Origin of the sequence: Sphaerisporangium sp. NPDC051017, assembly GCF_040683095.1 — a bacterium.
In the GTDB taxonomy this organism is placed as follows: Bacteria; Actinomycetota; Actinomycetes; order Streptosporangiales; family Streptosporangiaceae; genus Sphaerisporangium.
Window position 1 is genome coordinate 52,779 of sequence record NZ_JBFBCI010000015.1, and the last position, 26,902, is coordinate 79,680.

The 26,902-nt window shown below is 70.1% G+C and carries 22 protein-coding genes; 17 read left to right on the top strand and 5 right to left on the bottom strand.

Features of this window, described 5'->3' with window-relative positions; translation table 11 throughout:
- Window positions 1–113 precede the first annotated feature (113 nt).
- From AB0M95_RS15345 to AB0M95_RS15380, 8 genes are all read left to right on the top strand, one after another.
- Window positions 114–932: a biotin--[acetyl-CoA-carboxylase] ligase gene (locus AB0M95_RS15345; RefSeq protein WP_363764121.1), complete on the top strand. Its 819-nt coding sequence runs from the start codon at window positions 114–116 to the stop codon at window positions 930–932.
- Window positions 933–1,049: 117 nt separating this feature from the next.
- Complete coding sequence (locus tag AB0M95_RS15350) at window positions 1,050–1,562, top strand: PH domain-containing protein (RefSeq protein WP_363764124.1); 513 nt, start codon at window positions 1,050–1,052, stop codon at window positions 1,560–1,562.
- 142 nt (window positions 1,563–1,704) lie between these two features.
- Window positions 1,705–2,790, top strand: coding sequence for an S-(hydroxymethyl)mycothiol dehydrogenase (locus AB0M95_RS15355; RefSeq protein WP_358524757.1), 1,086 nt, complete (start codon window positions 1,705–1,707; stop codon window positions 2,788–2,790).
- Window positions 2,787–3,419, top strand: a complete 633-nt coding sequence (locus tag AB0M95_RS15360; protein ID WP_363764127.1) for an MBL fold metallo-hydrolase — start codon at window positions 2,787–2,789, stop codon at window positions 3,417–3,419. The genes AB0M95_RS15355 and AB0M95_RS15360 overlap by 4 nt, the downstream gene beginning before the upstream one ends.
- Window positions 3,420–3,551: 132 nt before the next feature.
- Window positions 3,552–3,731: a (2Fe-2S)-binding protein gene (locus tag AB0M95_RS15365; protein ID WP_114031390.1), complete on the top strand. Its 180-nt coding sequence runs from the start codon at window positions 3,552–3,554 to the stop codon at window positions 3,729–3,731.
- 15 nt (window positions 3,732–3,746) lie between these two features.
- The gene (gene bfr, locus AB0M95_RS15370) at window positions 3,747–4,238 is read left to right on the top strand and encodes a bacterioferritin (protein ID WP_358524752.1); all 492 of its coding nucleotides are present in this window, start codon (window positions 3,747–3,749) and stop codon (window positions 4,236–4,238) included.
- Window positions 4,239–4,462: 224 nt separating this feature from the next.
- Entirely contained in the window at window positions 4,463–5,131 is a 669-nt protein-coding gene (locus AB0M95_RS15375) for a response regulator transcription factor (protein ID WP_030451323.1), read from the top strand.
- An 11-nt stretch (window positions 5,132–5,142) separates the two neighbouring features.
- Window positions 5,143–6,414 carry an ATP-binding protein gene (locus AB0M95_RS15380; protein WP_363764130.1) on the top strand — a complete coding sequence of 424 codons (1,272 nt, stop codon included), beginning with the start codon at window positions 5,143–5,145 and terminating at the stop codon, window positions 6,412–6,414.
- Window positions 6,415–6,443: 29 nt separating this feature from the next.
- Here AB0M95_RS15380 and AB0M95_RS15385 read toward each other — a convergent pair whose 3' ends face one another.
- Window positions 6,444–7,037 carry a GtrA family protein gene (locus AB0M95_RS15385; RefSeq protein WP_363764133.1) on the bottom strand — a complete coding sequence of 198 codons (594 nt, stop codon included), beginning with the start codon at window positions 7,035–7,037 and terminating at the stop codon, window positions 6,444–6,446.
- Between the two features lie 286 nt (window positions 7,038–7,323).
- Here AB0M95_RS15385 and AB0M95_RS15390 point away from each other — a divergent pair, with 286 nt between their 5' ends.
- Window positions 7,324–8,469, top strand: a complete 1,146-nt coding sequence (locus AB0M95_RS15390) for a 5-(carboxyamino)imidazole ribonucleotide synthase (protein WP_363764268.1) — start codon at window positions 7,324–7,326, stop codon at window positions 8,467–8,469.
- Window positions 8,469–9,017, top strand: coding sequence for a 5-(carboxyamino)imidazole ribonucleotide mutase (gene purE / locus AB0M95_RS15395; protein WP_363764136.1), 549 nt, complete (start codon window positions 8,469–8,471; stop codon window positions 9,015–9,017). The genes AB0M95_RS15390 and purE overlap by 1 nt, the downstream gene beginning before the upstream one ends.
- Before the next feature lie 136 nt (window positions 9,018–9,153).
- Here purE and AB0M95_RS15400 read toward each other — a convergent pair whose 3' ends face one another.
- On the bottom strand, window positions 9,154–10,473 hold the full coding sequence (locus tag AB0M95_RS15400; protein WP_363764139.1) for a UDP-glucose/GDP-mannose dehydrogenase family protein: 1,320 nt from the start codon (window positions 10,471–10,473) through the stop codon (window positions 9,154–9,156).
- Between the two features lie 171 nt (window positions 10,474–10,644).
- Between AB0M95_RS15400 and AB0M95_RS15405 the strand changes: the two genes are divergently transcribed.
- The 3 genes from AB0M95_RS15405 (at window position 10,645) to AB0M95_RS15415 (ending at window position 17,566) form a co-directional block, all read left to right on the top strand.
- Window positions 10,645–11,808, top strand: a complete 1,164-nt coding sequence (locus AB0M95_RS15405; RefSeq protein WP_363764142.1) for an acyl-CoA dehydrogenase family protein — start codon at window positions 10,645–10,647, stop codon at window positions 11,806–11,808.
- Between the two features lie 534 nt (window positions 11,809–12,342).
- The gene (locus AB0M95_RS15410) at window positions 12,343–14,418 is read left to right on the top strand and encodes an alkaline phosphatase family protein (protein ID WP_363764145.1); all 2,076 of its coding nucleotides are present in this window, start codon (window positions 12,343–12,345) and stop codon (window positions 14,416–14,418) included.
- A 10-nt stretch (window positions 14,419–14,428) separates the two neighbouring features.
- The gene (locus AB0M95_RS15415) at window positions 14,429–17,566 is read left to right on the top strand and encodes an InlB B-repeat-containing protein (RefSeq protein ID WP_363764148.1); all 3,138 of its coding nucleotides are present in this window, start codon (window positions 14,429–14,431) and stop codon (window positions 17,564–17,566) included.
- A gap of 110 nt (window positions 17,567–17,676) precedes the next feature.
- On the opposite strand, the gene AB0M95_RS15420 is transcribed toward AB0M95_RS15415, so the two are convergent.
- Both AB0M95_RS15420 and AB0M95_RS15425 read right to left on the bottom strand, forming a co-directional pair.
- Entirely contained in the window at window positions 17,677–18,753 is a 1,077-nt protein-coding gene (locus AB0M95_RS15420) for a ParB/Srx family N-terminal domain-containing protein (RefSeq protein ID WP_363764150.1), read from the bottom strand.
- Between the two features lie 496 nt (window positions 18,754–19,249).
- Window positions 19,250–19,555, bottom strand: coding sequence for a M15 family metallopeptidase (locus tag AB0M95_RS15425; RefSeq protein WP_363764271.1), 306 nt, complete (start codon window positions 19,553–19,555; stop codon window positions 19,250–19,252).
- A 1-nt stretch (window position 19,556) separates the two neighbouring features.
- Between AB0M95_RS15425 and AB0M95_RS15430 the strand changes: the two genes are divergently transcribed.
- On the top strand, window positions 19,557–20,387 hold the full coding sequence (locus tag AB0M95_RS15430; RefSeq protein ID WP_363764153.1) for a phosphoribosylaminoimidazolesuccinocarboxamide synthase: 831 nt from the start codon (window positions 19,557–19,559) through the stop codon (window positions 20,385–20,387).
- 21 nt (window positions 20,388–20,408) lie between these two features.
- Here the strand turns inward: AB0M95_RS15430 and AB0M95_RS15435 are convergent, their stop codons facing one another.
- A complete protein-coding gene (locus tag AB0M95_RS15435) occupies window positions 20,409–21,968 on the bottom strand; it encodes an LCP family protein (protein ID WP_363764156.1) in 1,560 nt (519 codons plus the stop codon).
- A 103-nt stretch (window positions 21,969–22,071) separates the two neighbouring features.
- On the opposite strand from AB0M95_RS15435, the gene AB0M95_RS15440 reads away from it, so the two are divergent.
- From AB0M95_RS15440 to AB0M95_RS15450, 3 genes are all read left to right on the top strand, one after another.
- On the top strand, window positions 22,072–23,100 hold the full coding sequence (locus tag AB0M95_RS15440; RefSeq protein ID WP_363764274.1) for a glycosyltransferase family 2 protein: 1,029 nt from the start codon (window positions 22,072–22,074) through the stop codon (window positions 23,098–23,100).
- A 78-nt stretch (window positions 23,101–23,178) separates the two neighbouring features.
- Complete coding sequence (locus AB0M95_RS15445; RefSeq protein WP_363764159.1) at window positions 23,179–24,606, top strand: bifunctional cytidylyltransferase/SDR family oxidoreductase; 1,428 nt, start codon at window positions 23,179–23,181, stop codon at window positions 24,604–24,606.
- A 574-nt stretch (window positions 24,607–25,180) separates the two neighbouring features.
- Window positions 25,181–26,902, top strand: a complete 1,722-nt coding sequence (locus AB0M95_RS15450) for a CDP-alcohol phosphatidyltransferase family protein (protein ID WP_363764162.1) — start codon at window positions 25,181–25,183, stop codon at window positions 26,900–26,902.

The window sequence follows — 26,902 nt, forward strand, 5'->3', positions numbered from 1 at the left end:
GGTCAGGTAAGGGGAGGACAAAATCTCGCGGGCATGGCGGGCATAAGGGAGTCTTCGCCGGTCCGCACCCCCGGAGTGGCACATCACCGCGGCGGAGGGAGGAGGATGGAGGCGTGCTTGACTCGCCGTACACCGATCTCGACCGGCCGCCGCTCTCGCAGGAGGCGCTGACCCGGGCGCTCGTCCGGCCGGACGGCCTGTGGTCCCGCCTCAGCGTCGTCGAACGCACCGGCTCCACCAACGCCGACCTGGCGCAGGCCGCCCGTGAGGGCGCGCGCGAGGGTGCCGTGCTGATCGCCGAGCTCCAGCTGGCCGGGCGCGGCCGCCTCGGCCGGGTGTGGACGGCGCCCGCGCGGTCGGGGCTGACGTTCTCCGTCCTGCTGCGGCCGCCGGTCCCCGTGGTCCGGCAGGGCTGGGTGACGCTGCTGGTGGCGCTGGCCGCCGCCTCGGCGGTCCGCCGCGTCGCGGGCGTGGACGTCCGGCTGAAGTGGCCGAACGACCTGCTGGCCGGAGAGCGCAAGCTGGCGGGGGTGCTCGCCGAGCGGGTCGACAGCGCGGTGATCGTCGGCATGGGGCTGAACGTGTCGGTGCGCGCCGAGGAACTGCCGGTGTCCACCGCGACCTCCCTGGCCCTGGAGGACGCCGAGTGCGCCGACCGTGACCCGCTGATCCGCGCGGTGCTGCGCGAGATCGAGACGCACTACCGCGAGTGGGTGGCCGCCGGGGGCGACCCGGACGCCAGCGGGCTGCGGGCCGCCTACGTCGCGATGAGCGCCACGATCGGCCGGGACGTCCGGGTGGAGCTGCCGGGCGAGCGCATCCTGGAGGGCCGGGCCACCGGCGTGGACGGGTCGGGCCATCTGCTCGTCACGTCCGGCGGGGTGGAGCGGGCGGTCAGCGTGGGCGACGTCGTCCACGTCCGCGCGACGTGACCCTCGCGGGCGCGCGGGTCAAGATCGGGCCAAGGGAACGCCCGTGCCGTCCGGGTATCGGCATGGCGCCGCGCATGGGGCAGACGCAGGGCTGATCGCCGTGCCACGATTTGCCCCATGGGTCTCCCTGAACATCATCTGACGACCGGGGAGCGGGTCGTCCACTCGTTCCACCCGCACTGGAAGCGGCTGGTCGTGCCGTTCATCGCGCTGGTCTTCGTCATCGCCGTCTCCAGCGTGGCGTTCATCTACATTCCCACGGACTACGAGTACGTCCGTTACGCGTGGATCGCGGTCGCCGTGGTCTCCGTGGTCGCGCTGATCCTTTGGTCGTTCATCCCGTATCTGCGCTGGAAGACCACGTCGTACACGCTCACCACCCACCGCTTCAACATCAGCACGGGCATCCTGAACAAGTCCGACGACGACATCCCGCTGGCGAAGGTCAACAGCGTCAGCTCCGACCAGACGTTCGTCGAGCGCATGCTCGGGTGCGGCACCCTGGTGGTGGAGTCGGCGTCCGACAAGGGCGAGATCACGCTCAGGGACATCCCGAGGATCCAGATGGTGCGGGCGGAGCTGTTCCGGCTCGTCGAGGACGCCTCGGACGGCGAGATCGACGGCCGGTAGGGGATCACCGGCGGCGCCGGACTTGACGGGCGGGCCGGTCATCGACAACGGTCGTCAGGGTCGTGAGCGCCGTCGACGCCTTCACCAGGGCGCACATTGGTCGACACGCGCGGAACAGCGATGAATATGGAATGGAGTCAGCATGCCGTACGAAGTGCAGGGCGTGATCGCCGCAGGTAAGGGTGAGCCGGTTTCGGTGCGGACGGTCGTCGTCCCGGACCCGGGGCCGGGCGAGGCCGTGGTGAACGTCCAGGCGTGCGGGGTGTGTCACACCGACCTGCACTACCGCGAGGGCGGGATCAACGACGAGTTTCCCTTCCTGCTCGGGCACGAGGCCGCGGGCGTGGTCGAGGCGGTCGGGCCGGGCGTGACCGGCGTGGCCCCCGGCGACTATGTGATCCTCAACTGGCGGGCCGTGTGCGGCGACTGCCGGGCGTGCCTGCGCGGCCGTCCGTGGTACTGCTTCAACACGCACAATGCCACCCAGAAGATGACCCTGGAGGACGGCACCCCGCTCAGCCCGGCGCTCGGCATCGGCGCGTTCGCCGAGAAGACGCTGGTCGCCGCCGGGCAGTGCACCAAGGTCGACCCGGCCGCGCGGCCGGCGGTGGCGGGACTGCTCGGCTGCGGCGTGATGGCCGGGCTCGGCGCGGCGCTGAACACCGGCAACGTCGGCCGCGGCGACTCGGTCGCGGTCATCGGCTGCGGCGGGGTGGGCGATGCCGCGATCCTCGGCGCGTCGCTGGCCGGCGCCGCGAAGATCATCGCGGTGGACGTCGACGACCGCAAGCTGGACTGGGCTGGACAGTTCGGCGCGACGCACACGATCAACTCCAGGACCGCCGACCCGGTCGAGGCGATCCGCGAGCTGACCGGCGGCCACGGCGCCGACGTCGTGATCGACGCGGTCGGGCGCCCGGAGACCTACAGGCAGGCGTTCTACGCCCGCGACCTGGCCGGCACGGTCGTGCTGGTCGGTGTGCCGACGCCGGACATGACGCTGGAGCTGCCGCTGCTGGACGTCTTCGGCCGCGGCGGCTCGCTGAAGTCCTCCTGGTACGGCGACTGCCTGCCGAGCCGCGACTTCCCCATGCTGATCGACCTCTACCTGCAGGGCCGGCTGAACCTCGACGGGTTCGTCTCCGAGACCATCGAGCTGGGCCAGGTCGAGGAGGCGTTCGGCAAGATGCACCGCGGTGAGGTTCTGCGTTCGGTGGTGGTCCTGTGAGCGGCACGGCGGGCATCGGCCGCCTGATCACGTCCGGGACGTTCACGCTGGACGGCGGCACGTGGGACGTCGACAACAACGTCTGGCTGGTCGGCGACGAGCGCGAGGTGGTGGTGATCGACGCGGCCCACGACGCCGCGGCGATCACGGCGGCGGTGGGCGACCGGCGGCTGAAGGCGATCGTCTGCACGCACGCCCACAACGACCACGTCAACGCGGCCGAGGAGCTGGCCGACGCCACGGGCGCGCCGATCCTGCTCCACCCGGACGACGAGGTGTTGTGGCGCATGGTGTACGCCGACCGCGGGTTCGACCCGCTGCGGGACGGGCAGGTCGTCGAGGTCGCGGGGACCGGCCTGCGCGTGCTGCACACGCCGGGTCACGCGCCCGGGGCGGTCTGCCTGTACGCGCCGGACCTCGGCACCGTCTTCAGCGGAGACACGCTGTTCTCGGGCGGGCCGGGCGCGACCGGCCGGTCGTACTCCTCGTTCGACACCATCATCGGCTCGATCAGGGATCGGTTGCTCGTCCTGCCGCCGGAGACGGTGGTGCGCACCGGCCACGGCGACGAGACCAGCATCGGGGCTGAGGCCCCTGACCTGGAGAAATGGATCGCCCGGGGTCACTGACCCCGGCTCACGGGCACGCCCGCGCCCCCCAATAGGGGGGTAAGTGTGGAGGAACTCACATAGGCAAGCCTTACCTTGGTCCGCTAAGGTGAGGCTTACCTTTTCCCCCATTCCCCGAAGGGCGTTTTCAGCATGTACGTGTGCATCTGCGAGGCTGTGACGGAGAACGAGGTTCACGCCTGTATCGCCGCAGGTGCGAGGACGGCACGCCAAGTACGCGACATCACGGGCGCGGGCAAGGACTGCGCGACATGTGTCCGCAAGATCTGTGCGATTCTGAACCGATCTACGGAGCTTGTCGCAACCGCGTGAAATGAGGGTCTGCCCATGCAGGGGGACAAGGACATCATCGCTCTGCTGAACGAGCAGCTCACATCCGAGCTGACCGCTATAAACCAGTACTTCCTGCACGCCAAGATGCAGGAGCACTGGGGCTACACCAAGCTCGCCGCGTACACGCGCGCCGAGTCGATCGACGAGATGCGGCACGCCGAGACGCTCACCGACCGCATCCTCTTCCTCGAAGGGCTTCCCAACTACCAGAAGCTCGGCACGCTGCACATCGGCCAGACCGTCAAGGAGCAGCTGGAGTCAGATCTTCAGCTCGAACTCGGTGTGGTGGCCCGCCTGCGCCCGGGGATCGCCCTGATGCGCGAGCGGGGGGACATCACCTCGGCCCGCATCTTCGAGGACATCCTCCAGGACGAGGAGCACCACATCGACTACCTGGAGACCGAGCTGCAGTTGCTGAGCACGCTCGGTGAGGGCCTGTACCTCCAGCGCTTCCTCGGGGTCCCCGGAGGCGAGAGCTCCGACTGACCCGCGCGGGTTCGCCCGCGGCCGGGGAGCCGTCTCGTGATTCGTCCCACCGGCGTGTCGAAGCCGTTGCGGAGGGTACGCATGGTGCAGCGGATGTGTGAGGGCACTGCGGGTGAGCTCATCCAGGTTTCGCCGTGTTTGCCCAGGTCAATTGGTGGGTCAACGACGAGTCAAACCGCGCGCTGTACCCGGGAAACGATCGCCTAAGGTCCTACGATCGCTTTATGACCTGCGTACTTCTCGCCGAGGATGACACCTCGATCTCCGAGCCCCTGGCGCGCGCGCTGCGCCGTGAGGGCTACCAGGTGGAGGTGAGCCCTGACGGCCCGCAGGCCCTGGAGAGGGCTCTGTCCGGGGGCGTCGACCTCATAGTGCTCGACCTCGGCCTACCGGAAATGGACGGGCTGGAGGTCGCCCGTCGAATTCGCGCTGAAGGGCACGGCACGCCCGTGCTCATCCTGACGGCTCGCGTGGACGAGGTCGACACAGTGGTCGGCCTCGACGCCGGGGCCGACGACTATGTCACCAAGCCCTTCCGGCTCGCCGAGCTGCTCGCCCGCGTGCGGGCGCTGCTGCGGCGCGGCACGTCCGAGACCCCCGTGGTCCAGGGCGTGCGCATCGACGCCGACTCGCGGCGTGCCTGGATGGGAGACAAGGAGCTGCATCTCACCACCAAGGAGTTCGACCTCCTGCGTGTGCTCGTCCGTGACGCCGGCAAGGTCGTCACGCGCGAGCAGATCATGCGCGAGGTCTGGGACACCAACTGGTGGGGTTCGACCAAGACACTCGACATGCACATCTCGTGGCTGCGCCGCAAGCTGGGGGACGACGCCGCCAAGCCGCGTTACATCACGACGGTTCGCGGGGTCGGCTTCCGATTCGAGCGCGAATAGCATCCAGCTAGATGCGCCGTAGGTTGCTGTCCTCGACCTTGGTGGTCGCGGCCATCGCGGTCTTGCTCCTGGGCGTCCCACTCGGGCTGGTGGTCACTCGTCTCATCGACGACGAGGCGGTCCAGCAGCTCCGGGCACAGGCGACGCTGCTGCTCAGCCAGGTGGAATACGCCCGTATCGAGGATCGCCCGATCGATCCCGAAGAGCTGCAGCGGCAGTATCCGAACAGATACGTCCAGATCTTCATCCGCAACAGCCCGACCGTCATCGTCGGTACGGAGCCGCCCCCCGATCGGCAGATGACCGAGGAGACCCACTCGGAGAGCGGGGTCTATGTCCGCATATCTAGGGACCGAGCCCAGGTAGAGCGGAACATCCGGGGATGGCTCATGCTCATCGTCGCCCTCGCCGGGTTGGCCCTCGCGGTCGCGGTGTCGCTCGCCGTCGTGCAGTCCCGCCGGCTGACCCTGCCGCTCCAGGATCTGGCGAGGATGGCGGAGCGGCTGGGCTCCGGCGAGGCCAGGCCGAGCCGGCACCGGTACGGCGTACCGGAGCTGGACGGGGTCGCCGAGGTGCTGGACCGCAGCGCCACCCGCCTCGCCGAGCTGCTGAGCCGCGAGCGGGAGTTCGCCACGGACGCCTCCCACCAGCTCCGCACCCCGCTCACCGGGCTCACCATGCGCCTGGAGGAGATCGTGGCCGCGGCCGACCAGCCGGCGATCGTCCGCGAGGAGGGCGAGGCGGCCATCGTCCAGGCCGAGCGGCTCACGGCGGTGATCGACGAGCTGCTGGCCGCCGCCCGGCGGCAGCGCCATGCCCAGGCGGAGGCGATCAGCCTGGACGAGGTGCTGCGCCAGCAGATCACCGAGTGGGAGCCCGCGTTCCGCAGGTCCCGGCGCACGCTGCACCTGGACGGGGCCCGTGGCCTGCGCGCGCTGGTCAGCAAGGGCGGGCTGAGCCAGGTGGTCTCGACGCTGTTGGAGAACTCCCTGGAGCACGGCGACGGCCCGGTGACGATCACGACGGGCAACGGCGACAGATCGGTCGTGATCGAGGTCGCCGACCAGGGGCAGGGTATCCCCGAGCACCTGCGGGCCCGGGTGTTCGACCGCAACGTCAGCGGCGCCGGCGGGACCGGGCTGGGGCTGACGCTGGCGCGGGCGCTGACCGCCTCCGACGGCGGGCGCCTGGAGCTGGTCCGGCCGCGACCGGCGGTGTTCGCCCTGTTCCTGCGCCCGGCCGACGAGAACGCGCGCCACCGCGTGGTGAGCGGGCCCGCGTGAGGGCCGTCGTCCGTTATGGGGGCGAGGTGTTACGGGCGCGAGGACGGCGTGCCGGAGCCCGGACGGGGGGATTTGCCGTTGACGGTCTTCGCCGGGGCCGGGTCGAAGGCCTGGAACGTGACCCCGCCGGCGGTGGAGCGCGGGGGCTCGGCGGTCTCGGGAAGGCCGGTGTGCGGGTCGACCGGGGGCAGGCCGGGCGGGAGGAAGACCCACTTCTTGTACGACCAGAACCGGAACAGCGTGCCGAGGGCGGTGCCGATGATGATCGAGATGTTGTAGCTCAGCGGGTCGGTCATCGCCAGCATGTACTCGACGAAGCCGATGATCAGCAGCGAGATCAGCAGGCCGATGCCGTTGAGCACGAAGAACAGGAAGTACTCGCGCGCCAGGCCCGTCTGCTCGCGGTGCCGCCAGGTCCAGAACCGGTTGGCGAGGTAGGCGAACGTGGCGGCCACGACGGTGGCGACGACCTTGGAGGTCAGCGGCCCGAGCTGGACGCCGTACCGCATGAGGTTGGTGCCGCCGAAGTCGACGACGAACGCGACGGCGCCGACCGCTCCGAACTTCGCGACCTCGTGCAACAACGAGGAGAACCGGTCATACAAGCGACGTATGAGCTGCACAACTGGTCCTTCCTGGGGTCGAAAACCCCTTCAGGTTACCGGTGCCGAGGTAAGCCTCGCGTCGAGTCCGCAGACCTCTCATAAATACTGTTGTGTGAAATATCCGGACTTTAACGGCTTGTAACCGGTGCGGTGCGCTACGCCGCGCCGCGGTCCGCAATGGTGTGCCCTGGAGAGGCGGCTCCCAGCGTGCTGCGTCCGGCCGGCCGACATCACGGCCACCTGAGCGCGCTCGGTAGGGTTTGGGCTTGTGACCAGTGAAGCGACCAGCAGGGAAGTGCCTCCCATCGGCCCCGTCGTCGGCCCCGTCGTCGGCATGGTGGGGGCGGGCCAGCTCGCCCGGATGACCCAGCAGGCGGCCATCGCGCTCGGCGTCGAGCTGCGCGTCCTCGCCAACTCCTTCGACGAGAGCGCCGCCCGGGTGATCGCCGGGACGCGCCTTGGCGACTACCGCGACCTCGCCGTGCTCCAGGCCTTCGCCGAGGGCTGCGACGTGATCACCTTCGACCACGAGCATGTCCCGACCGGCCACCTCGAGGCACTGACGGCGCGTGGCGTGGCCGTGCGCCCGGGAGCCGAGGCGCTGGTGCACGCCCAGGACAAGTCGGTGATGCGCGAGCGCCTCACCGCGATCGGCGCGCCCTGCCCGGCGTGGGCCCGCGTGTCCACCGCCGAGGACGTCGAGGGCTTCGGCAAGGAGCACGGCTGGCCGGTCGTGCTCAAGGCCACGCGCGGCGGGTACGACGGCCGTGGCGTGTGGGTCTGCGCGTCGGCCGCCGAGGCCGCCGGGGTGCCGGCCTCCGGCACTCCGCTCATCGCCGAGGCGTTCGTCCCGTTCGAGCGCGAGGTGGCCGTGCTGGTCGCCCGCTCGCCGCACGGCCAGGGCGTCAGCTACCCGGTCGTCGAGACCGTCCAGAAGGACGGCATCTGCGTCGAGGTCATCGCCCCCGCTCCGGGCCTGGACCCGGAAGACGCGGCCCACGCCCAGCACGTCGCCCTCAAGATCGCCAACGAGCTGGGGGTGACCGGGCTGCTGGCCGTCGAGATGTTCCAGCTTCCCGGCGGCCGGTTCGTGGTCAACGAGCTGGCCATGCGCCCGCACAACAGCGGCCACTGGACGATCGAGGGCGCCCGCACCTCGCAGTTCGAGCAGCACCTGCGCGCGGTGCTCGACCTGCCGCTCGGCTCGCCCGCCCCCGCCGCGCCCGTCGTGGTCATGGCCAACGTCCTCGGCGGGGCCGACCCCGACGTGTTCGCCCGCTACGAGCACGTCATGGCGCACGACCCCGGCGTGAAGATCCACTTCTACGGCAAGGAGGTCCGGCCGGGGCGCAAGATCGGGCACGTCACCGCGCTCGGCACCGACCTGGACGAGGTGCGCGCCCGCGCCCGCCACGCCGCCGTCCACCTCGCCACGGGAGAGTACGTCTGATGCCGGGCACACCCCAGGTCGGCCCCTTGGTCGGCCCTCTGGTCGGCCCCTTGGTCGGCATAGTGATGGGCAGCGACTCCGACTGGCCCGTGATGCGGCTCGCCGCCGAGGCGCTCGCGGAGTTCGGCGTCCCCTTCGAGGCCGACGTCGTCTCGGCCCACCGCATGCCCCGCGAGATGATCGCCTACGGCGAGGAGGCCGCCGGGCGGGGCCTGCGCGTCATCATCGCCGGGGCCGGGGGAGCCGCCCACCTGCCCGGCATGCTGGCCTCGGTGACCCCGCTCCCGGTGATCGGCGTGCCGGTCCCGCTGAAGTACCTCGACGGCATGGACTCGCTGCTGTCGATCGTCCAGATGCCCGCCGGGGTGCCGGTGGCGACGGTCGCGGTCGGCGGCGCGCGCAACGCGGGGCTGCTGGCCGTGCGCGTCCTGGCCGCCTCCGACGAGCGCCTGCGGGCGAAGATGACCGCCTTCCAGGCGGACCTGCGGGACCAGGCCCACGCCAAGGGCGAGCGGCTGCGCGCCGAGACCGCCGGCCTGGGCGGCTGACGGCCCGCCGAGGGCGATCCGGGAGCCGACGCCGAAGCCTCGGCCCTGGAAGTCGACGTGTACCCGGCCTGACGGCCACGAGAAAGGGCCGCCCCCCGGACGGGAGCGGCCCTGTGGCGTTCCTGGGGCGGCCCGGCTATGGGCGGCCGAGCGCGCGGTAGTGCCAGCCCGAGGCGCGCCAGGTCTCGGCGTCCAGCGCGTTGCGGCCGTCCACGATCTTGCGGGCGGACACGACCGCGCCGAGCTCCTCGGGGTCGAGGTCGATGAACTCCTGCCACTCGGTCAGCAGCAGCACGACGTGCGCGCCCTTGGCCGCGTCCAGGGCCGAGGTGCCGAACCCGAGCGTGGGGTGGGCCTTGCGCGCGTTGCCGAGCGCCACCGGGTCGTAGACGGTGACGTCGCCGCCCTGCTCGCGGATCTTCACGGCGACGTCGAGCGCCGGGGAGTCGCGGATGTCGTCGGAGTTGGGCTTGAACGCCGCCCCGAGCACCGCGACCGTGCAGCCCTGGAACGAGCCTCCGGCGAGCTCGCGCGCCAGGTCCACCATGCGGGCGCGGCGGCGCATGTTGATCGCGTCGACCTCGCGCAGGAAGGTGAGCGCCTGGTCGGCGCCCAGCTCGCCCGCGCGGGCCATGAACGCCCGGATGTCCTTGGGCAGGCAGCCGCCGCCGAAGCCGAGGCCCGGGTTGAGGAACCGGCCGCCGATGCGCTCGTCGAAGGACAGCGCCAGCGACAGGTCCTTGACGTCGGCGTGCGCGGCCTCGCAGACCTCGGCCATGGCGTTGATAAAGGAGATCTTGGTGGCCAGGAAGGCGTTGGCGGCGACCTTGACCAGCTCGGAGGTCGGGTAGTCGGTGATGATCAGCGGGGTGCCCTCCGCCAGCATGGGCTCGTAGACCTCCCGCATGACCTTCTCGGCCTTGTCGGAGACGACGCCGAGCACGATGCGGTCGGGGCGCATGGTGTCCTGGACGGCGAAGCCCTCGCGCAGGAACTCGGGGTTCCATACCAGCTCGACCAGCTCCCCGGCGGGGGCGAGGCGTACGAGCTTGTCGGCGAGGCGCTGGGCGGTGCCCACGGGCACGGTCGACTTGCCGACGACCACGCACTCGCGGGTGAGGTGCGGGGCGAGGGACTCGACCACCGCGTCGAGGTACGAGACGTCCGCCGCGTACTCGCCCTTCTTCTGCGGCGTGCCCACGCATACGAAGTGGACGTCGCCGAACTCGGCCGCCTCCTCGTAGGAGGTGGTGAAGCGGAGCCGTCCGGAGGCGAGGCCCTGACGGAGGATGTCCTCCAGACCCGGCTCGTGGATGGGGAGCTCACCCGCGGACAGGCTGGCGACCTTGCCCGGATCGACGTCCAGGCCGAGCACTTCGAACCCCAGAGCGGCCATGCACGCCGCGTGTGTGGCACCCAGGTATCCGGTCCCCAGGACCGTCAGGCGATAGGACACGAGCGTGCTCCCTCCATGTTCCTCTGTCGACCCCATCTTTACCGTTACGTTGCCGAGGCATGTTACCGGCCCCCCTGGCTCCCGCAACAGAACAAACCGGACATTTCACCAGGGTGCTATCCATATACCCCTGTTCGGTCCCCGTATTGTTGGACGTCCTACTATTTGTCTATGAGCTTCCCTCTGTACGCACCCGGTGACGAGCACCGCATGCTCCGCGAGACCGTTCGGGCGCTCGCCGACGAGAAGATCGCCCCACACGCCGCCTCCGTGGACGAGAACGCAGAGTTCCCGTGGGAGGCGTACAAGGCGCTGGTGGCCGCCGACCTGCACGCCGTCCACATCCCCGAGCAGTATGGCGGCGCCGGAGCCGACGCGCTCGCCGCCGCGATCGTCATCGAGGAGGTCGCGCGGGCGTGCGCGTCCTCCTCCCTCATCCCGGCGGTCAACAAGCTCGGCACCGTGCCGCTGCTGCTGTCGGCCTCCGAGGACCTCAAACAGCGCTACCTGCCGCGCGTGGCCGGCGGCGAGGGCATGTTCTCCTACGCCCTGTCGGAGCCGGAGGCCGGCTCCGACGCCGCCGCGATGAAGACCCGGGCCGTCCGGGACGGCGACCACTACGTGCTGAACGGCACCAAGATGTGGATCACCAACGCGGGTGTCTCGGAGTTCTACACGGTCATGGCCGTCACCGACCCCGCCGCCGGGGCCCGGGGCATCTCGGCCTTCGTCATCGAGAAGGACGACGAGGGCGTGAGCTTCGGCGCCAAGGAGAAGAAGCTCGGCATCAAGGGGTCGCCCACGCGCCAGGTCATCCTGGAGAACGTGCGCGTCCCCGCGGACCGCATGATCGGCGAGGAGGGCACAGGCTTCAAGACAGCCCTCGCGACCCTGGACCACACCCGGATCACCATCGCCGCCCAGGCGCTCGGCATCGCCCAGGGCGCCCTCGACTACGCCATCGGCTACGTCAAGGAGCGCAAGCAGTTCGGCAGGCCGATCGCCGAGTTCCAGGGGCTCCAGTTCATGATCGCCGACATGGCGATGAAGCTCGAGGCCGCCCGCCAGCTCACCTACGCCGCCGCGGCCAAGTCCGAGGCCGCCATGCACGGCGAGAAGGTCACGGACCTGACCTTCTTCTCCAGCGCCGCCAAGTGCGCCGCCTCCGACGCCGCGATGGAGATCACCACCGACGCCGTCCAGCTCCTCGGTGGTTACGGGTACACCCGCGACTACCCGGTGGAGCGCATGATGCGCGACGCCAAGATCACCCAGATCTACGAGGGCACCAACCAGATCCAGCGCATGGTCATGGCTCGCCAGCTCCTCAAGTAGCCCCTGACATGCAGAAACCCCGCCTCCCATGCTGGGGAGGCGGGGTTCGCTGTGTCCGGACGGGACCTCTGAACGATCACGGTTCCGTACCTGTTCCGTGAGAGCCGGTTCGGGCAGGCGTCGCGGCAGCCGCCGAAGCGCGCGGCGTCCGGCCGGGCGAAGCCGGTCTCCTGTGTCTCTCGCACCGCCTCGGTCATCGCCTCCTTCCAGATCAGGCCGGGAACCGACGTGCCTGAGCCCGAGCCGCTCGGCCATCCTGACGGTCTCGCACAGGCAGGCCTTTTCCTGTGAGCGCATGGAGAAGGTGTTCACCGCGTCTTGGGTGCCCGATCGCAGGGTGACGAACCGGTCCCCGCTCTTCTCCCGGTCGCGAATGGTGACAAACGGATCGCCGACGGCCTAATGCGTAGTTACCACGCATCTCGGGAGATATTCGTCGAGAGATCGGCCATGGTGAACTCGCGGTCGCCCGTCCGTTCAACTTCAAATGGTGAACTGCGCCGAGTTTTCGATCGCGTTAGAAGGGGTACCGCCATGTCCACAGAGGATCCCGGCTACATCGGCGCCGCCGGGGATGGCGAGGGTCGAGCCTCCGCCGGGGGTAGTGGCTTCCGGCCGACACGCCGGCGGGTGCTCAAGGGCCTTGGCTTCGCCGCCGGGGCCGCGGCGGTCGGTGGCGTTGCGGTGGGTGGCGCTGATCCGGCCGCAGCGGCGCCGGTGAAGTCACCTGGTCCGTTGCCGTCGGCCGACTATGTGCTGCCCGAGGGCTTCACCGGGACGCTGGCCGATCTGAAGCATGTCGTGATCCTCATGCAGGAGAACCGCCCGTTTGACCAGTACTTCGGTCAGCTGCCGGGCGTGCGCGGTCACTACGACAAGCAGGCCCTGCGCTTCCAGGACGGGACGACCGTTTTCCAGCAGCCGAACGGCTCCAAGGTGGTCACGCCGTTCCACTCCGCCAGCAACTACGGGTTCGACCACAACTTGTACGGCGCGAACGGCGGCCGCTGGAACACCTGGGTGCCGGACAAGGGCAGCAACAGCCTGCACTACTACTACCTGAACGAGGTGCCGGTGCATGCGACGCTGGCGCAGGAGTTCACGGTCTGCGACATGAGCTTCTGCTCGGTACCTGGCCCGACCACCCCGAATCGGTTGTTCCTCTGGACGGGAACCTCGAACGGCGTGACGAACAACGGTGGCGAGTCTTCCGGCAACCGCGCCTGGCCGACCTACCCGGAGGCCATGCAGGCGGCGGGCGTCAGTTGGCGGATCTATGTCGACAACACCAACAACGGTGACAGCTGGGTCGGCGACTACACCGACAACCCGATCCGCGGCTTCGCCGCGTTCACCCCGTCGAGCGCGAACCTCAACGACCCGATCAAAACCGCTCCCGGCACCGGCCTGGTGTGGCGCGCCAACTCGTTCCCGTACGCCTCGACCGGTGTCCCGAACAACAACTCCGACACGAACCTCGTCGGCGTGCTGAGGGAGTTCATTGCCGCGTGCCGACCCGACGCGCAGTACCCGTTGCCGGACGTGTCGTACATCGTCGCGCCCTACGCCTGGTCCGAGCACCCGGCGGCAGGTCCGGGTGACGGCGGCCGATTCGTCAAGAAGGTGATCGACACCCTCCAGGCCAACGAGGAGCTCTGGAAGTCGACGCTGCTGATCATCACTTACGACGAGAACGATGGCGCGTTCGACCACGTCCTGCCGCCGCGTCCCGAACCGGGCGAGCCGGCTGAGTGGGCCGGCAGCACCCCGATCGGCTATGGCCCTCGGGTGCCGATGATTCTGGTGTCGCCGTGGACGCGTGGCGGCTGGGTCAACTCGGAGGTCTTCGACCACACCTCCGTCGTCCGCTTCCTCGAGACGTGGACGGCGTACCGTGGCACGCCGGCAATGAGCACCACGATCAGCGGATGGCGCCGCGGTATCAGCGGCGACCTCACCAGCGCGATCGACTTCACTCGCCCGATCGTCAAGCCGCTGACGCTCAGCACGTCCAGCGTGCCGACCTACCCCGCGGGGCAGCTCAAGCCCCTGCCGCTGCCCTTCCACGGCCACGGCGTGCTCGTCGAAGACCGCGTCAACGGCACCGTCCGCGCAGACCTGTCCATTCATGGCGGCGCGTCCGGCAAGACGCTGAGCATGCAGGTCTTCCCGGACAAGTACCAGGCGTTCGCCAACACCGCGATAACGGTCGGCCAGGGCGCCACGAAGAGCTACACCTGGGACGTCACGCGGACCGACGGAAAGTACGCCTTCTCGGTCTACGGCCACGACGGCTTCGTCCGCTCCTTCGCCGGCCAGGTTGTGCCCGCCGGCCAGAACAACATCGGGATCCCGCGTGTCGACGTCGACCTCGTGGCCGGCTCCGCCGCGACGGTCAAGATCACGCTGCGCAACGACGGGTCGCAGTCGGTGCGCTACTCGTTGACGGCCAACGACTACCTCGGCGGCAACCAGACCCTCCGGGTGGCCGGCGGCAAGTCGACCGTCGTCGAGTGGCCCACCAAAAACGGCTACTACGACGTGATCATCACCGCCGACACCGGAACCGGCTGGACCCAGCGCTACGCCGGCCGCGTTGCGACGATCTGAGGAGACGACAATGCACATCAAGCGGGGAAGGAAGGCAACCGCCGTCACCGCGGCCGGTGCGATGCTGTTCGCACTGCTCACCGTGTCGGCGACGCCGGCCGGCGCATCGGTGCCGACGGTTTCCGGAGACGTCCAGCCAGTCGCCTCGTACGACTTCGACAACGACTCGGGTAGCACGGTCGTCGATTCCTCGGGCCACGGCAACAACGCGACCTGGACGGGAACGCCCGGCTATGCCAGCGGGATCAGTGGCAAGGCGATGCAGTTCTACCGCGGCACGCGGATCGTCACGCTACCGTCGAACGTCAAGCCCGGCAGTACCGGCGTGTCCGTCCAGTTCTGGCTGTACGAGACGGAAGCCAGCGAGGACGGCGCCATCTTCGGCAACGAAGACTGGCGGTCGGGTACGGGCCCTTACGGTGGCCTGCTGCTCTACAACCTCAACGGCACCACTCAGCTCAGTGCGCTGATCGGCGGCAACTCGGCCCGGCTCACCAACCTCGACAACATCAAGGGTAAGTGGGTCTACATCGGCGCCGTCGTCGACAGCACCGCCAAGACCCTGAAGGTCTATGAAAACGGCGCCCAGGTCGGAAGCACCCTCAAGTACACCACGACCAATCCGCTCGACGGTGGCCTGCCGTTCCGGATCGGCACCGATGGCCGCGGTGTGACGCTCACCGGCGAATACCCCAATGCCTGGGCCAGCGGCCTGGTCGACGACTTCAACATCTACGACCAGCCGATCAGTTCCACCCAGATCGCCAACGACTACGCCGCCACGAATCCGGCCAACTACCGCTCGATCACGGTCACCAGCGGCGGCCACGGATCGGCATCGGCGAACTTCGCCGCGACCGGCCCGGGCACGAAGGTGTCGCTCACCCAGAACGCGACGACGGGCTACCACTTCGCCGGTTGGCAGGTTCAGAGCCCGTCGGGTCTGACGATCAGCTCGGACAACACGTTCGCGATGCCCACCACGGACGTGTCAGTGCGGGCGACCTTCGACCCGAACGTGTATACCGTGCACTTCATCGGCAACGGTGCGGACGGCGGATCCACTCCGGACCAGAAGATCGGTTACGACCAGTCCACGCCCCTCACGGCGAACAGCTACACCCGTACCAGCGCCGGCTTCGTCGGCTGGGCGACAAGCCCGACCGGGCCGGTGGTCTACCGCGACGGGGAGAGCGTGTCGAACCTCGCCGTGGCCGACGGGGCGACTGTCACGCTCTACGCACGCTGGCGCGGCACGGGGCAGCACCTGGTCTCGTTCGGCACCGGTGCGCACGGCACCGCGACCGCTTCAGCGGACTCGGTCACCCCGGGCGGCACCGTGACACTCACCCCGGCGCCGACGACTGGATATCACCTCGCGGGTTGGCAGGTCGAGACTCCGGCAGGCCTGACGGTGAATGCCAACAACACCTTCACCATGCCGGCAGCGGACGTGACGCTCACCCCGCAGTTCGCGCCGAACACCTACACGGTCCACTACGACGGCAACGGCGCCGACGGGGGCACAACGGACGACAGTTCGTTCTCCTACGACCACGCTGCGGCGCTTGCGCCGAACGGCTCCGCCCGCGAACACTTCCGCTTCGCCGGGTGGAGCACCACCGCGACAGGCCCGGTCGTCTATGAGGACATGGCCACCGTCAACAACCTGACCGCCGAGCAGGGCGGCACCGTCACGTTGTATGCACAGTGGACCAAGCTGTCGGTGCAGCCGGGCTCGTGGTCGAGCCTGCCCGCGGGTTTCGTCACCGACACCTTCCACCTGCCGAGCGCGCCGGTCACGGCGGCGATCAGTCAGCCGCTGGTCGGGCTGTGGAACGGCGCGGCGCCGACGCAGTTCAGCAAGGTCTCGGGTGACGAGTGGCTCAGTGTGAGCGCGGACGGCACCGTCAGGGGCACCGCCCCCGACACGGTGCCGCAACATGCCGGCGAGATCACGGTGTCGGCGACCAACGGGACCACGACCTCGCGCATCCTCGTTGAGGTGCCGGTCGTGGCGCTGCACGCGGCCCCGCGAATCCAGACCGCGTCGTGGAACGCCTGGGACAACGGCCGGCACGTCACCGACGCGGCCGGGAAGAACCTGGCCGTGATCGCCTCGCAGGGCATTGGTGTCGTTGGGTTCCAGGACGGCGGCTACGCCATGGCGCAGTCCGTCGGGACCGCGCTGGGCTGGCAGGTCCACGGGGCCGGTGACCTCGGCATCGTCTCGTCCTACCCGTTCACGACCGCGAAGCGGGTGTACCCGACCAACTCGACGCCGGCAGTCGCGGCGACGATCAGCGTTGACGGCAACCCGATCCACGTGTGGGACGTCCACCTCAACGAGTCCGACTACGGCCCCTACAACGCCTGCTTCGACGGGGTGACCGCCCCGGGGACCCTGATCTCGCACGAGAAGTCGACCACTCGGTACGCGCAGGCGCAGGCGGTGGCACAAGCGATGAAGGACGACCTGAAGCGCAGCGTGCCGGTGATACTGCTCGGCGACCTGGCCTCGCCCTCGGGTGCCGACTGGACCGCTGCCACATCGGGTTCGCACTGCGACGCAGGTGCTGTCGACTGGCCCGTCCCGGACGTGTTCACCAAGGCCGGGCTGGCCGACTCGTTCCGGGTGGCCAACACCGATCCCGCCGCCAACCCCGGAAACACCTGGTCACCGGTCACCCCGATCAACGGCAACGGGCAGCCCGAACCGCAGGACCGCATCGACTACGTCCACTACACCCGCGGTGCCCTGCACGTCGAGGAGGCACACACGTTGACGGTCGGCTGGCCCTCGGCCACAAATGTCGCCCGCAACGCCTGGGCCAGCGACCACGCCGCGGCGGTCACGACGTTCGCCGTCGGTGGCAAGACCACCGGCCCGACACCGGCGAAGGCTCCAACAGTCACGGTGAACAGGCACACGATCGCCTACCAGGTCGGCCACGGTCCGGCCGACGACGCCGCATTCCTCAACGACGTCGGCGCCGGCACCAACCCGGGTAGCGCCACCCTCGCTGTCGACCTCAGCCAGGTGGACTTCACCGCCGAGGGTTGGTACACCGCACTGATCACGTCGACGAGGAAGGGCATGATCTCCGACCCGGTCACCATCGCCGTCCAAGTGGAGCCCGCGCCTTAGCCGACGCGGTCGGCCCCCCTGGGTCAGTCTCAGCACCGCAACGTTCACCGCAGCGGCCGGGCCGTCGAGCATGATCGCTCGACGGCCCGGCCGTACTCGCCCCGGAGGCCTCAGCCCAGGCCGTGCACCCGCTTGTACTCCAGCGCGTACGCCAGCTTGCCGGGCTTGGCGTCGGAGTACGGCTTGCTCAGCTTGTCGAACTCGCCCTTATTGGCGGCCTTGCCGTCGTTCCACTGGCCCAGCGCGCCCAGCTGGGCGGCGGTGAAGCCGTTGTCGACGACGGTGTTCTTGGGCAATGCGGTGATCGCCTCGGTCAGTGCCTTGACGGTGGCCAGGTAGCTGCCGTGGTCGTTCTGGTTCCAGTTGGCCAGGTCGATCGGCTTGGCGTCGCGGACCCAGCTACCCCAGTAGAACTCCTGGAACGGCAGCCCGTTCTGCGCATAGCCGATGTCGCGGCCGAAGTAGAGCAGGCTGCGGTACTTGTCGTCGGTGAAGTTGGCCAGCCCCACGCTGGTCGGCAGCTTGTTCACCTTGACCGGGTTGCCGTTGGGGCCGCGCAGCCACACCCACTTGTTCGCCCGCATCTCGTTCCAGAAGGCCTGACGGGTGAGGGTGCTCAGGTTGGCCTGCACCCGCAGTCGCACGTGCAGGTCGGCGCCACCATCGGGGCTCTCGAAGAAGGAGGTGAGCGTGTGGTGCCCATCGGTGAGGAACGGCTCGCCGCCGGGACCGATCACGACGGTCTTCATGACGGCGATGCTGTCCGCCGTCTCCGCGCCGACCGGGAGCCGGCACGTGAACGAGGACGGGTCGTTCAGGCGCGCGCCGGGCGACGCCGACGCCGCCGCCACCCGGCCATCGGCCTCGCACCAGTCGTCGAACTTCTTGTTGATCGCGTCCTTGCCGAGGGTGTAGCGGCCGAGCTTGTAGTACACCTCGTCATAACCCAGCGACGGCTGGGTCGGGTGCACGTCGCCGATGCGGACATCGAGCAGGTCACCGGGCTTGGCACACAGGTACTGCGCGAACGGCGTGCTGCGATTGTCGTGCTGGCAGAACGACGGCCGGGTACCCGGAGCACCGGGCGCGGCGAGCGCGCCCGGCGCCAGGGCGGCACCCGCGCCAACGGTGACGGCGAGACCCACCCCAAGCGCCGAGGCCAGGCGGTACGGAGAACTGAAGCGCATAACACGTGCTCCTCGTTGGCAATGCGTATGTCGACGGTGAGGGTGCCGGTAATCAACCAACGCACGAGATCATGACCCCGACATCCGGGAAAACCAGAGGCGAACATCGTTCTTCTCCGGGGAAAGAAAGAGCGGCGGGACTTCCGAACGGAGCCGCCCAGTCGAGGGCGGGCTGCGGGCCCGCGAAGGCGACGCCGGGGAAAACGATGATCATCGCGGTGAGCGCGCGGGCCCCGAAGGACGGTTTCCGAACCGGTGCAGGCTCTTGACCGGAGGTCCACCGGGGGACGATTCCCCGGACAATGCTGGTCGCATTGAACCTCCTTATTCATTTCCCCGGCATGGCGAAGCCGCCTGTGGTGGAGAGGGGGGCGGCGTTCCATACCATGATCCAGGATCACTCTAGGGTCTTGACAACCGTAATTCAATAATGAAATAGGTGGAAATTTAAGGGCCCTGTGAACCTTTGGCGTGTAGAACGTCCGCCCCGCCGGAATCAGAGATCGGCCAGCGTCATCGGCCCGTACCGCGCGGCCGATGCCCCGGTGACGTAGGCCCAGTAGCGGTTGCCGTAGGACCAGTGCCACCACTCGGTCGGATAGTTGACCAGGCCCGCCGCCTCCAGCGCCTCGCCGAGGACGTGACGGCGCCCGGCGGCCTCCGTGGAGATCGACGTGCTCGCGGTATGACAGTCGCCGGTGTCGCGGACGGGGGCTGGGGGATGGCGGCGGGCCGGGCGGCGGTAGCCTGAGAGCGGCCGGGGAGGCGGGAGGGCCGCCTGGGATCGCAGAGCAGGGGGCAGGGTGAAGCTTCTCCACTCCGGGAAGGTGCGGGACGTCTACGAGGACCGCGGGGACATCGTCCTCGTCGCCTCCGACCGCGTCTCCGTCTACGACGTGATCCTGCCGACCCCCATCCCCGAGAAGGGCAAGATCCTCACGCGGCTGTCGCTGTGGTGGTTCGAGCAGCTCGCCGACGTCGTGCCCAACCATGTGATCTCGGCCACCGACGTCCCCCCGGAGTTCGCGGGCCGGGCCGTGCGCTGCCGCAGGCTCGACATGGTGTCCGTGGAGTGCATCGCGCGCGGCTACCTCACCGGCTCCGGCCTGAAGGAGTACCAGGCGCGCGGCTCGGTGTCCGGAGTCGCGCTGCCGTCCGGCCTCGTCGAGGGCTCACGCCTGCCCGAGCCGATCTTCACGCCCACCACCAAGGCCCCGCTCGGCGAGCACGACGAGTTCATCACCTTCGACGACGTGACCGCCCAGGAAGGCGCCGAGACCGCCGAGGAGCTCCGCCGCGCCACCCTGGAGGTCTACCGGCGCGGCGCCGAGATCGCCGCCGAGCGCGGCATCGTCATCGCCGACACCAAGCTGGAGTTCGGCCGGTCCGCCGACGGCACGCTCACGCTGGGCGACGAGCTGCTGACCTCCGACTCCTCGCGCTTCTGGCCCGCCGCCGACTGGCGGCCCGGGCGCCCACAGCACAGCTTCGACAAGCAGTTCGTCCGCGACTGGGCCGCAGGGACGGGCTGGGACAAGCAGGCCCCCGCCCCCGAGGTCCCCGCCGACATCGTCGAGGCCACCCGCGCCCGCTACGTCGAGGCCTACGAGCTCATCACCGGCAAGACCTGGTGACGCCAAGCCGGGACGGACCGGTCATTTCTTGCAGATGTTCTGCGTCGCCGTCCTGGCCACCGGGGCGTCCGAGGCCGAGGGAGAGGTCGAGGGGGACGCGACCGCCTCCTTGACCGTCACCTTGCGCGCGCCCGAGTACTTCGTGCCGACGATCACCTCGACGCCCGCGACGTCGGCCTCGCGCATCTCGGCCCCGGGGATCGCGGCTGCGACCGTACGCGCCGAGTCCTCGCGCCCGGCCGGGTAGCGGACCACGGAGTCGGTGTAGTTCCTGGTCGCGGTGTCGCCCGGCGCGGACGGCACCTGGAACCCCACCCGCAGCAGGTCCGCCTTGGTCCGCGCGCCGAGGCCGGTGATGGACGTGCCGTTGACCACGCGCACCGCGATGCGCTCCGGCGGCACGGTCAGGTCCTTCCCGGCGGAGGCGTCCGCCGAGTCCGGCGAGGGCGACGCCGACGCCGACGACGCCGACGACGCGGACGCGGACGAGTTCGCGGACGGGCCGGGGGTGGCGGACTTGGTGACGGCGGGCTTGACCAGCGGCTCGTCGTCGGCGATGCGCCGGAACAGGTCGCGGGCCGCCGTCTTGTCCCACAGCACCGCCGACTCCCCGGTGGGCGCCCTGTAGTTGACGTCCGCGAGCGGCACGGTGGTGAACGCGACATCGTCGGTCGAGACGTCCTTGAGCTGGTTGGCCAGCCCGAGCATGTCCTTGGACAGCGCGTCGTCCACCGTCAGCGTCTGCAGCGTCGACCCGACCAGCGCGGTCAGTTTCACCGGGTTGGCGAGGGTGCCGCCGCTCAGCGCGCGGTGCAGCAGCGCCGAGATCACCTGCTGCTGGCGGTCGATGCGGTCGAGGTCGGAGCGCGCGGTGGCGCGGGTGCGCGCGTAGAACAGCGCCTTCGCCCCGTCGAGCTCGTACGTCCCCGGCGCGAGCTTGAACTTCGTGTGCTGGTCGTCGATGGCCACGGGCGTGCAGACCGAGATGCCGCCGAGGGCGTCCACGACCTTGATGAAGCCGAGCACGTTGACCTCGACGTAGTGGTTGATGCTCAGCCCGGTGGCCTCGCTCACGGTGCGGACGGCCAGTGGCGCGCCGCCGAGGGAGTACGCCGCGTTGATCTTGTGGGTGCCCTTGCCGGGAATGTTCACCCAACTGTCCCGGGGCAGGCTGACCACGGTGACCTTGTCGTGGTCCTCCGACAGGTGGATCACCATCATCGTGTCGCTGCGCTGCCCCACCTCGCGGCCGAGGTGCAGCCGATTCTGCTCCTCCCGCGTGAGATCGTCGCGCTTGTCCACCCCCACCAGCAGGATGTTCATCGCGCCTCGCGCGTCCGACCCGGCCGTCCCCGCGTCGACCGATTTGATTTGGCTCGTCGCGTACGTCGAGAAGAACCAGAGAGCGCCCGACCCGGCCAGCACCATGGTGGACAGGGCCCCGGCCACAATCACGCCCCGCGCGCCGGCCCGCGACCGCCTCCCACGGCGCTGCGGGAGCCGCACCCCGCCGTAGGCGTCGCCGCCCACCTGGACGCCGGAGTCCGCGCCCACGGCAACGCCGGAATCGTCGTCGCTCACCGTGGTGTCCCCCTCGTCGACGAGAACGCGTCGTCGGTGAGGACGTTTCGCGCGTCCGTGGGTTGCCGTCCCCACCCGCTCGTACAGTAGCGTGAGCGCCGCCATGAAGGAGTTCCCCGACTCGCCCCGAACAAGCCGGACCACACGCGTCTGGCCGCCCATCTCGGTCGTCATGCCGGTGCTCAACGAGGAGCGCCACCTGCGTGAGGCCGTACGACAGGTGCTCGCGCAGCGCTACGACGGCCCGATCGAGGTCGTCCTCGCCGTGGGCCCGTCCCAGGACCGCACGCAGGAGGTCGCCGACGCCCTCGCGGCCGAGGACCCCCGCGTGGTCGTGGTGCCCAACCCCACCGGACGCACGCCGAACGCGCTCAACGCCGCCATCGGGGCGTCCCGCAACGGGATCATCGCCCGGGTCGACGGCCACGCCATGCTCCCGGAGGACTACCTCCAGGTCGCGGTCGAGACGCTCGAAGCGACCGGAGCGGACAACGTGGGCGGCATCATGGCCGCCGAGGGCGTCACGCCGTTCGAGAAGGCCGTCGCGTGCGCCATGACGTCCAAGATCGGCGTGGGCAACGCCCGCTTCCACACCGGAGGCGAGGCCGGGCCCGCCGACACCGTCTACCTCGGCGTGTTCCGCCGTGAAGCCCTGGCGCGGGTCGGCGGCTACGACGAGCACTTCCAGCGCGCGCAGGACTGGGAGATGAACCACCGCATCCGCGAGACCGGCGGCCTGGTGTGGTTCCAGCCGCGCATGCGCGTCTCCTACCGGCCCCGGCCGAGCGTCAAGGCCCTCGCCAAGCAGTACTTCCACTACGGCCGCTGGCGCCGGGTCGTCGCCCGCACCCACGAGGGCACGATCAACCTGCGCTACCTCGCGCCGCCGGTCGCCGTGGCCGCGATGCTCCTCGGCCTGCTGGTGTCCCCGTTCTTCTGGCCCGCCATCCTCATCCCCGCGGCCTACGTCGTGGCGATCCTCGCCGGCTCGGTGCTGACCGGCCGCGGCCTGCCCGCGAGCGTCCTGGCCCGCCTCCCGATCGTCTACGCCACCATGCACCTCTCCTGGGGCTGGGGCTTCCTCACCAGCCCCCCGGCCCTGAGCAAACCGACCCGGACGACCACCCCCTGACCTGGATAAACGCCCGTCCGGTGCCGCTCGGGCCGGGCGGTGCACGACACTGGGACTGACGAGAAGAGGGTGCGGTCGGTGACTGGAGGAGACGTGCGGCGGCGGGTCGTGGGAGTCGTGCTCGCGGGAGGCGTCGGCCGGCGCATGGGGCACGGCAGGCCGAAGCAGTTGCTCAAGCTCGGCGGGCGGACGATCATCGAGCACACGCTGGCGGTCTTCGAACGCGCGCCCGAGATCGACGAGGTCGTCGTGCTGATGGCGCCCGGCTTCACGGCCGAGGCCGAGCGCATCGTCGCCCGGGGCGGCTTCCGCAAGGTCCGTCAGGTCGTCGAGGGCGGCGCCACGCGCACCGAGTCCACCTGGCGGGCCCTCCAGGCGCTCGGGACCGACGAGTGCGACGTGCTCCTGCACGACGCGGTCCGGCCGCTCGTCGAGCCGCGCATCATTTCCGACTGCGTCAAGGCGCTGCGGACGCATTCGGCGGTCAACGTCGCGATCCCGTCGTCCGACACGATCCTGGTGGCCGCTCCCGGCCCCTCCGGCGAGGTCATCCGCGAGATCCCGGACCGGTCCCTGCTGCGGCGCGTCCAGACCCCGCAGGGCTTCCGGCTGTCGGTGATCCGGGAGGCGTACGAGCGGGCGTGGCGCGACCCGGACTTCGCGGGACGGCCGGCGACGGACGACTGCGGCGTGGTGCTGCGCTACCTCCCCGACGTCCCCATTCACATCGTGCCGGGCAGCGAGCGCAACATGAAGGTCACGCATCCGGTCGACGTCCACATCGCCGAGAAGCTCATCGAGCTCGCCTCGCGCGCCGCGCCCGCCCCGGCCGGGCCCGACGCCTGCCGGCGCGCCCTGGAGGGCAGGACGGTGGTGGTCTTCGGCGGCGACGACACCGGTATCGGCCCGCGGATCGCCGGCCTCGCGACCGGGTACGGCGCCACCGTCCACGTGTTCTCGCGGACGACGGGGCCTGGCGGGAGCGGGGTACGGGTGGAGGACCCGGCGTCGGTCGCGCACGCCCTGGAACAGGCGGCCAAGCGGAGCGGCCGTGTGGATCACGTGGTGCATGTCGCCGGCCCGGTGGTGGGGGCCGCGGACGGCGGCGGGCTGGACGAGGTCGGCGAGGAGGCCGTCCGCGAGGCCATCACCGTCGACCACCTCGGCCCGGTCACCATCGCCAGAGCGTCCCTGCCCTACCTGCGCGAGACGCGCGGCCACCTCCTGCTGTCCACCCTCGGCGCATCCGCGGGGGCCTGGGTGAACGCGAGCCTCCGTTCGTCCACCGCCGCCGCCGTGGCCGCCCTGACCCGCGCCCTGGCGGAGGAATGGGCGGACCTCGGCATCAAAGTCAACTGCGTCACCCTGACGGACACCGGCACGCCCCCGGTGGAGCCGAGGCACGGCGACTCCCTCCCTTCACCGGACGACATCGCCCGGATGGCCGTCACCATCCTCGCCTCCGACCTGACGGGCCACCTGACCACCGCCACCCACGCCCCCTGAGCCGGTCCCCAGCCGACAGGCAGGGCAGGGCGGTCAGCCGGATGAGGTGCGACGGTCGGCCGGGCAGGGGCAGAGTGGTCGGGCTCCGGGCTTCGTGAACGGCGTGTTGGCTGTGTTGTGAGGCTGGTTCTTGCTGTATTACTGGTGATTACTGGTCTTGGTCGCTGGTTCTTTGTTAATTGATGCTGGTCGCCGGTTTTGGCTGGGCCTTTCGGTGACCAGTGCACGCCTGGCTCTACTGACCTTCACTCGGGGTCGTCGTCCGTCGCGGGCGGTGTCCGGTAGGGGTCGTTCTTCCTGAAGCGGGACGATCGTTGCGCTCTGGTACCGGTGGGCGCGGCGGGGTGCCGTCCGCCGAGGATGCCTGACGGGCTTTCACCTGCGGTGCGAGGGGCGACGCGCCGGATGGGATTGCAAGCTGTGTGATCGCTCGGTTACGTTGCGGGGTGGACGATCCCCGGTCGCGGAAGGAGACCCCGGTTTGCCCGAGTCCGCGCCCCCACCCCCCGCGCAGCCCTCGCCGGCACCAATAGCCCCCCCGGTGCGGCCTCCGCACGTCAAGGCGTCCAGGCGCGTGACGGCCGTGCTCGCGACGACCCCGGCCACCCGCCTGGTCTGCGCCGAGGGCACGCTGACCGAGCGCCTGACCGGACAGCTCGCCACGCTTCATGCCGGGCCGGTGCATCTCATCACGAGGGCGACGCCCCTCGTGATCGGCGCCGACGCCGCGAAGCCGGCCGACCCCGCACAATCCGCCCCGCCCACGTCCACACCCCTGACGCCCCCGGCGCCATCCTCACCCGAGTCGTCACCCGCGTCCTCACTCACGTCCACGCCCGCGTCGCCGAGCCCGCCCTCGTTGACGCCCCCGGCCCCGTCCTCACCGTCGTCGCCCGAGTCGTCACTCCCGTCGTCACTCACGTCCACGCCCGCGTCCCCGGCCTCGCCCCCGACCGCGCCCATGCCCCCCGTCCCGGCGCCGCGCCCGGCTCTGCTCGTCGCGGACCCGGCCGCCCTCCCGCCGCCCGAGCGGACGTCCTCCCGAGGACCGGCCCCCGTGGCCAGGGCGACGCGCAGCGGCGATCTCGCCGGGGACCTGCGGGCGGTGGCCGATCTGGCGCGGTCCGGGGCGGGGCCGGTGGCCGTGGTTCCCGGGGATCTGGTGGCGCACACCGAGGCTCTCGCCCTGGTGCTGTCCGACCCCGCGCGCGGCACCGGCGCGCTGGTCTCCTTCGGCCATGCCGAGGGCGATCCGGCGGAACCGCCCGTGCGCGCCGAGCGCGGCCGGGTGGTCGCGGCGGGTAACTCGTTCCACACCGTCAGCGCCCCCAACGCGACCTTCCGCGGCGTGCTGCACGTCGGCGAGGCGGACCTGGCGAGCTTCGCCGACGTCGCCGACGAGCTCGCCAACCTCGCCCAGGAAGACCGCCTCGGCGATGCGGACGAGTCGGAGGTCACGGCCCTGCTGCTGGCCGGGCTGGTGCGGGTCGGCGTCCCGGTGCGGGCCGCGCCGCTCGGGCGGCTGCGCTGCGAGCGGGTGGCGACCCAGCCCGCGGCGGACGCCGCGATGGCCCGGCTCGCCGAGGTGGACGAGAACCGCGCCCGCCTGCAGGCCGCCGTCAAGTCCGACGACGGCTTCACGTCCACCTACCTGGTCAGCTCGTGGTCGGGCCACCTGGTACGGGCTGCGGCGCGGCTGGGCCTGTCGCCGAACGCCGTGACCGGCCTGTCCGTCGGCCTGGCCGGCATGGCCGCCGTGGCCTTCTCGTCGGGGCAGCGCCGCGCGCTGGTGGCCGGCGCCGTGCTGCTGTACCTCTCGTTCGTCCTGGACTGCGTGGACGGGCAGCTCGCCCGCTACACCCGCATGTTCTCGCCCCTCGGTGCCTGGCTGGACGCCACGTTCGACCGCGTCAAGGAGTACGTCGTCTACGTGGGCCTCGCCGTCGGGTACGCCGGCGGCGCCGAGGCCGGGGTGCTCGGGCCGGACGGCATCTGGGCGATGGCGGTCGCCGCCATGCTGCTGCAGGGCGTCCGCCACATGGTCGACTTCTCCTTCGCCGACGCTCGAGCCGAGGCGGGCGGCGGCGCCGTCGCACGCGTCCAGGCGCGCCTCGACGGGAACACCACGGTGCGCTGGCTGAAAAAGATCATCGTCCTGCCGATCGGCGAGCGAATGATGCTGATCGGCGTGACGGCCGCGCTGTTCGACGCGCGGGCGACGTTCGTGGCGCTGCTCGCCTGGGGCGGCTTCGCGTTTCTGTACACCCTCACCGGCAGGATCGCGAGGTCTTTCTGA

What these genes read in the sequence shown, in the direction of transcription:
- AB0M95_RS15350 (WP_363764124.1), top strand. Translation starts at nt 1,050, where the DNA reads ATGGGTCTCCCTGAACATCATCTGACGACCGGGGAGCGGGTCGTCCAC.
- AB0M95_RS15355 (WP_358524757.1), top strand. Translation starts at nt 1,705, where the DNA reads ATGCCGTACGAAGTGCAGGGCGTGATCGCCGCAGGTAAGGGTGAGCCG.
- AB0M95_RS15365 (WP_114031390.1), top strand. Translation starts at nt 3,552, where the DNA reads ATGTACGTGTGCATCTGCGAGGCTGTGACGGAGAACGAGGTTCACGCC.
- bfr (WP_358524752.1), top strand. Translation starts at nt 3,747, where the DNA reads ATGCAGGGGGACAAGGACATCATCGCTCTGCTGAACGAGCAGCTCACA.
- AB0M95_RS15375 (WP_030451323.1), top strand. Translation starts at nt 4,463, where the DNA reads ATGACCTGCGTACTTCTCGCCGAGGATGACACCTCGATCTCCGAGCCC.
- AB0M95_RS15380 (WP_363764130.1), top strand. Translation starts at nt 5,143, where the DNA reads ATGCGCCGTAGGTTGCTGTCCTCGACCTTGGTGGTCGCGGCCATCGCG.
- purE (WP_363764136.1), top strand. Translation starts at nt 8,469, where the DNA reads ATGCCGGGCACACCCCAGGTCGGCCCCTTGGTCGGCCCTCTGGTCGGC.
- AB0M95_RS15405 (WP_363764142.1), top strand. Translation starts at nt 10,645, where the DNA reads ATGAGCTTCCCTCTGTACGCACCCGGTGACGAGCACCGCATGCTCCGC.
- AB0M95_RS15410 (WP_363764145.1), top strand. Translation starts at nt 12,343, where the DNA reads ATGTCCACAGAGGATCCCGGCTACATCGGCGCCGCCGGGGATGGCGAG.
- AB0M95_RS15415 (WP_363764148.1), top strand. Translation starts at nt 14,429, where the DNA reads ATGCACATCAAGCGGGGAAGGAAGGCAACCGCCGTCACCGCGGCCGGT.
- AB0M95_RS15420 (WP_363764150.1), bottom strand. Translation starts at nt 18,753, where the DNA reads ATGCGCTTCAGTTCTCCGTACCGCCTGGCCTCGGCGCTTGGGGTGGGT.
- AB0M95_RS15440 (WP_363764274.1), top strand. Translation starts at nt 22,072, where the DNA reads ATGAAGGAGTTCCCCGACTCGCCCCGAACAAGCCGGACCACACGCGTC.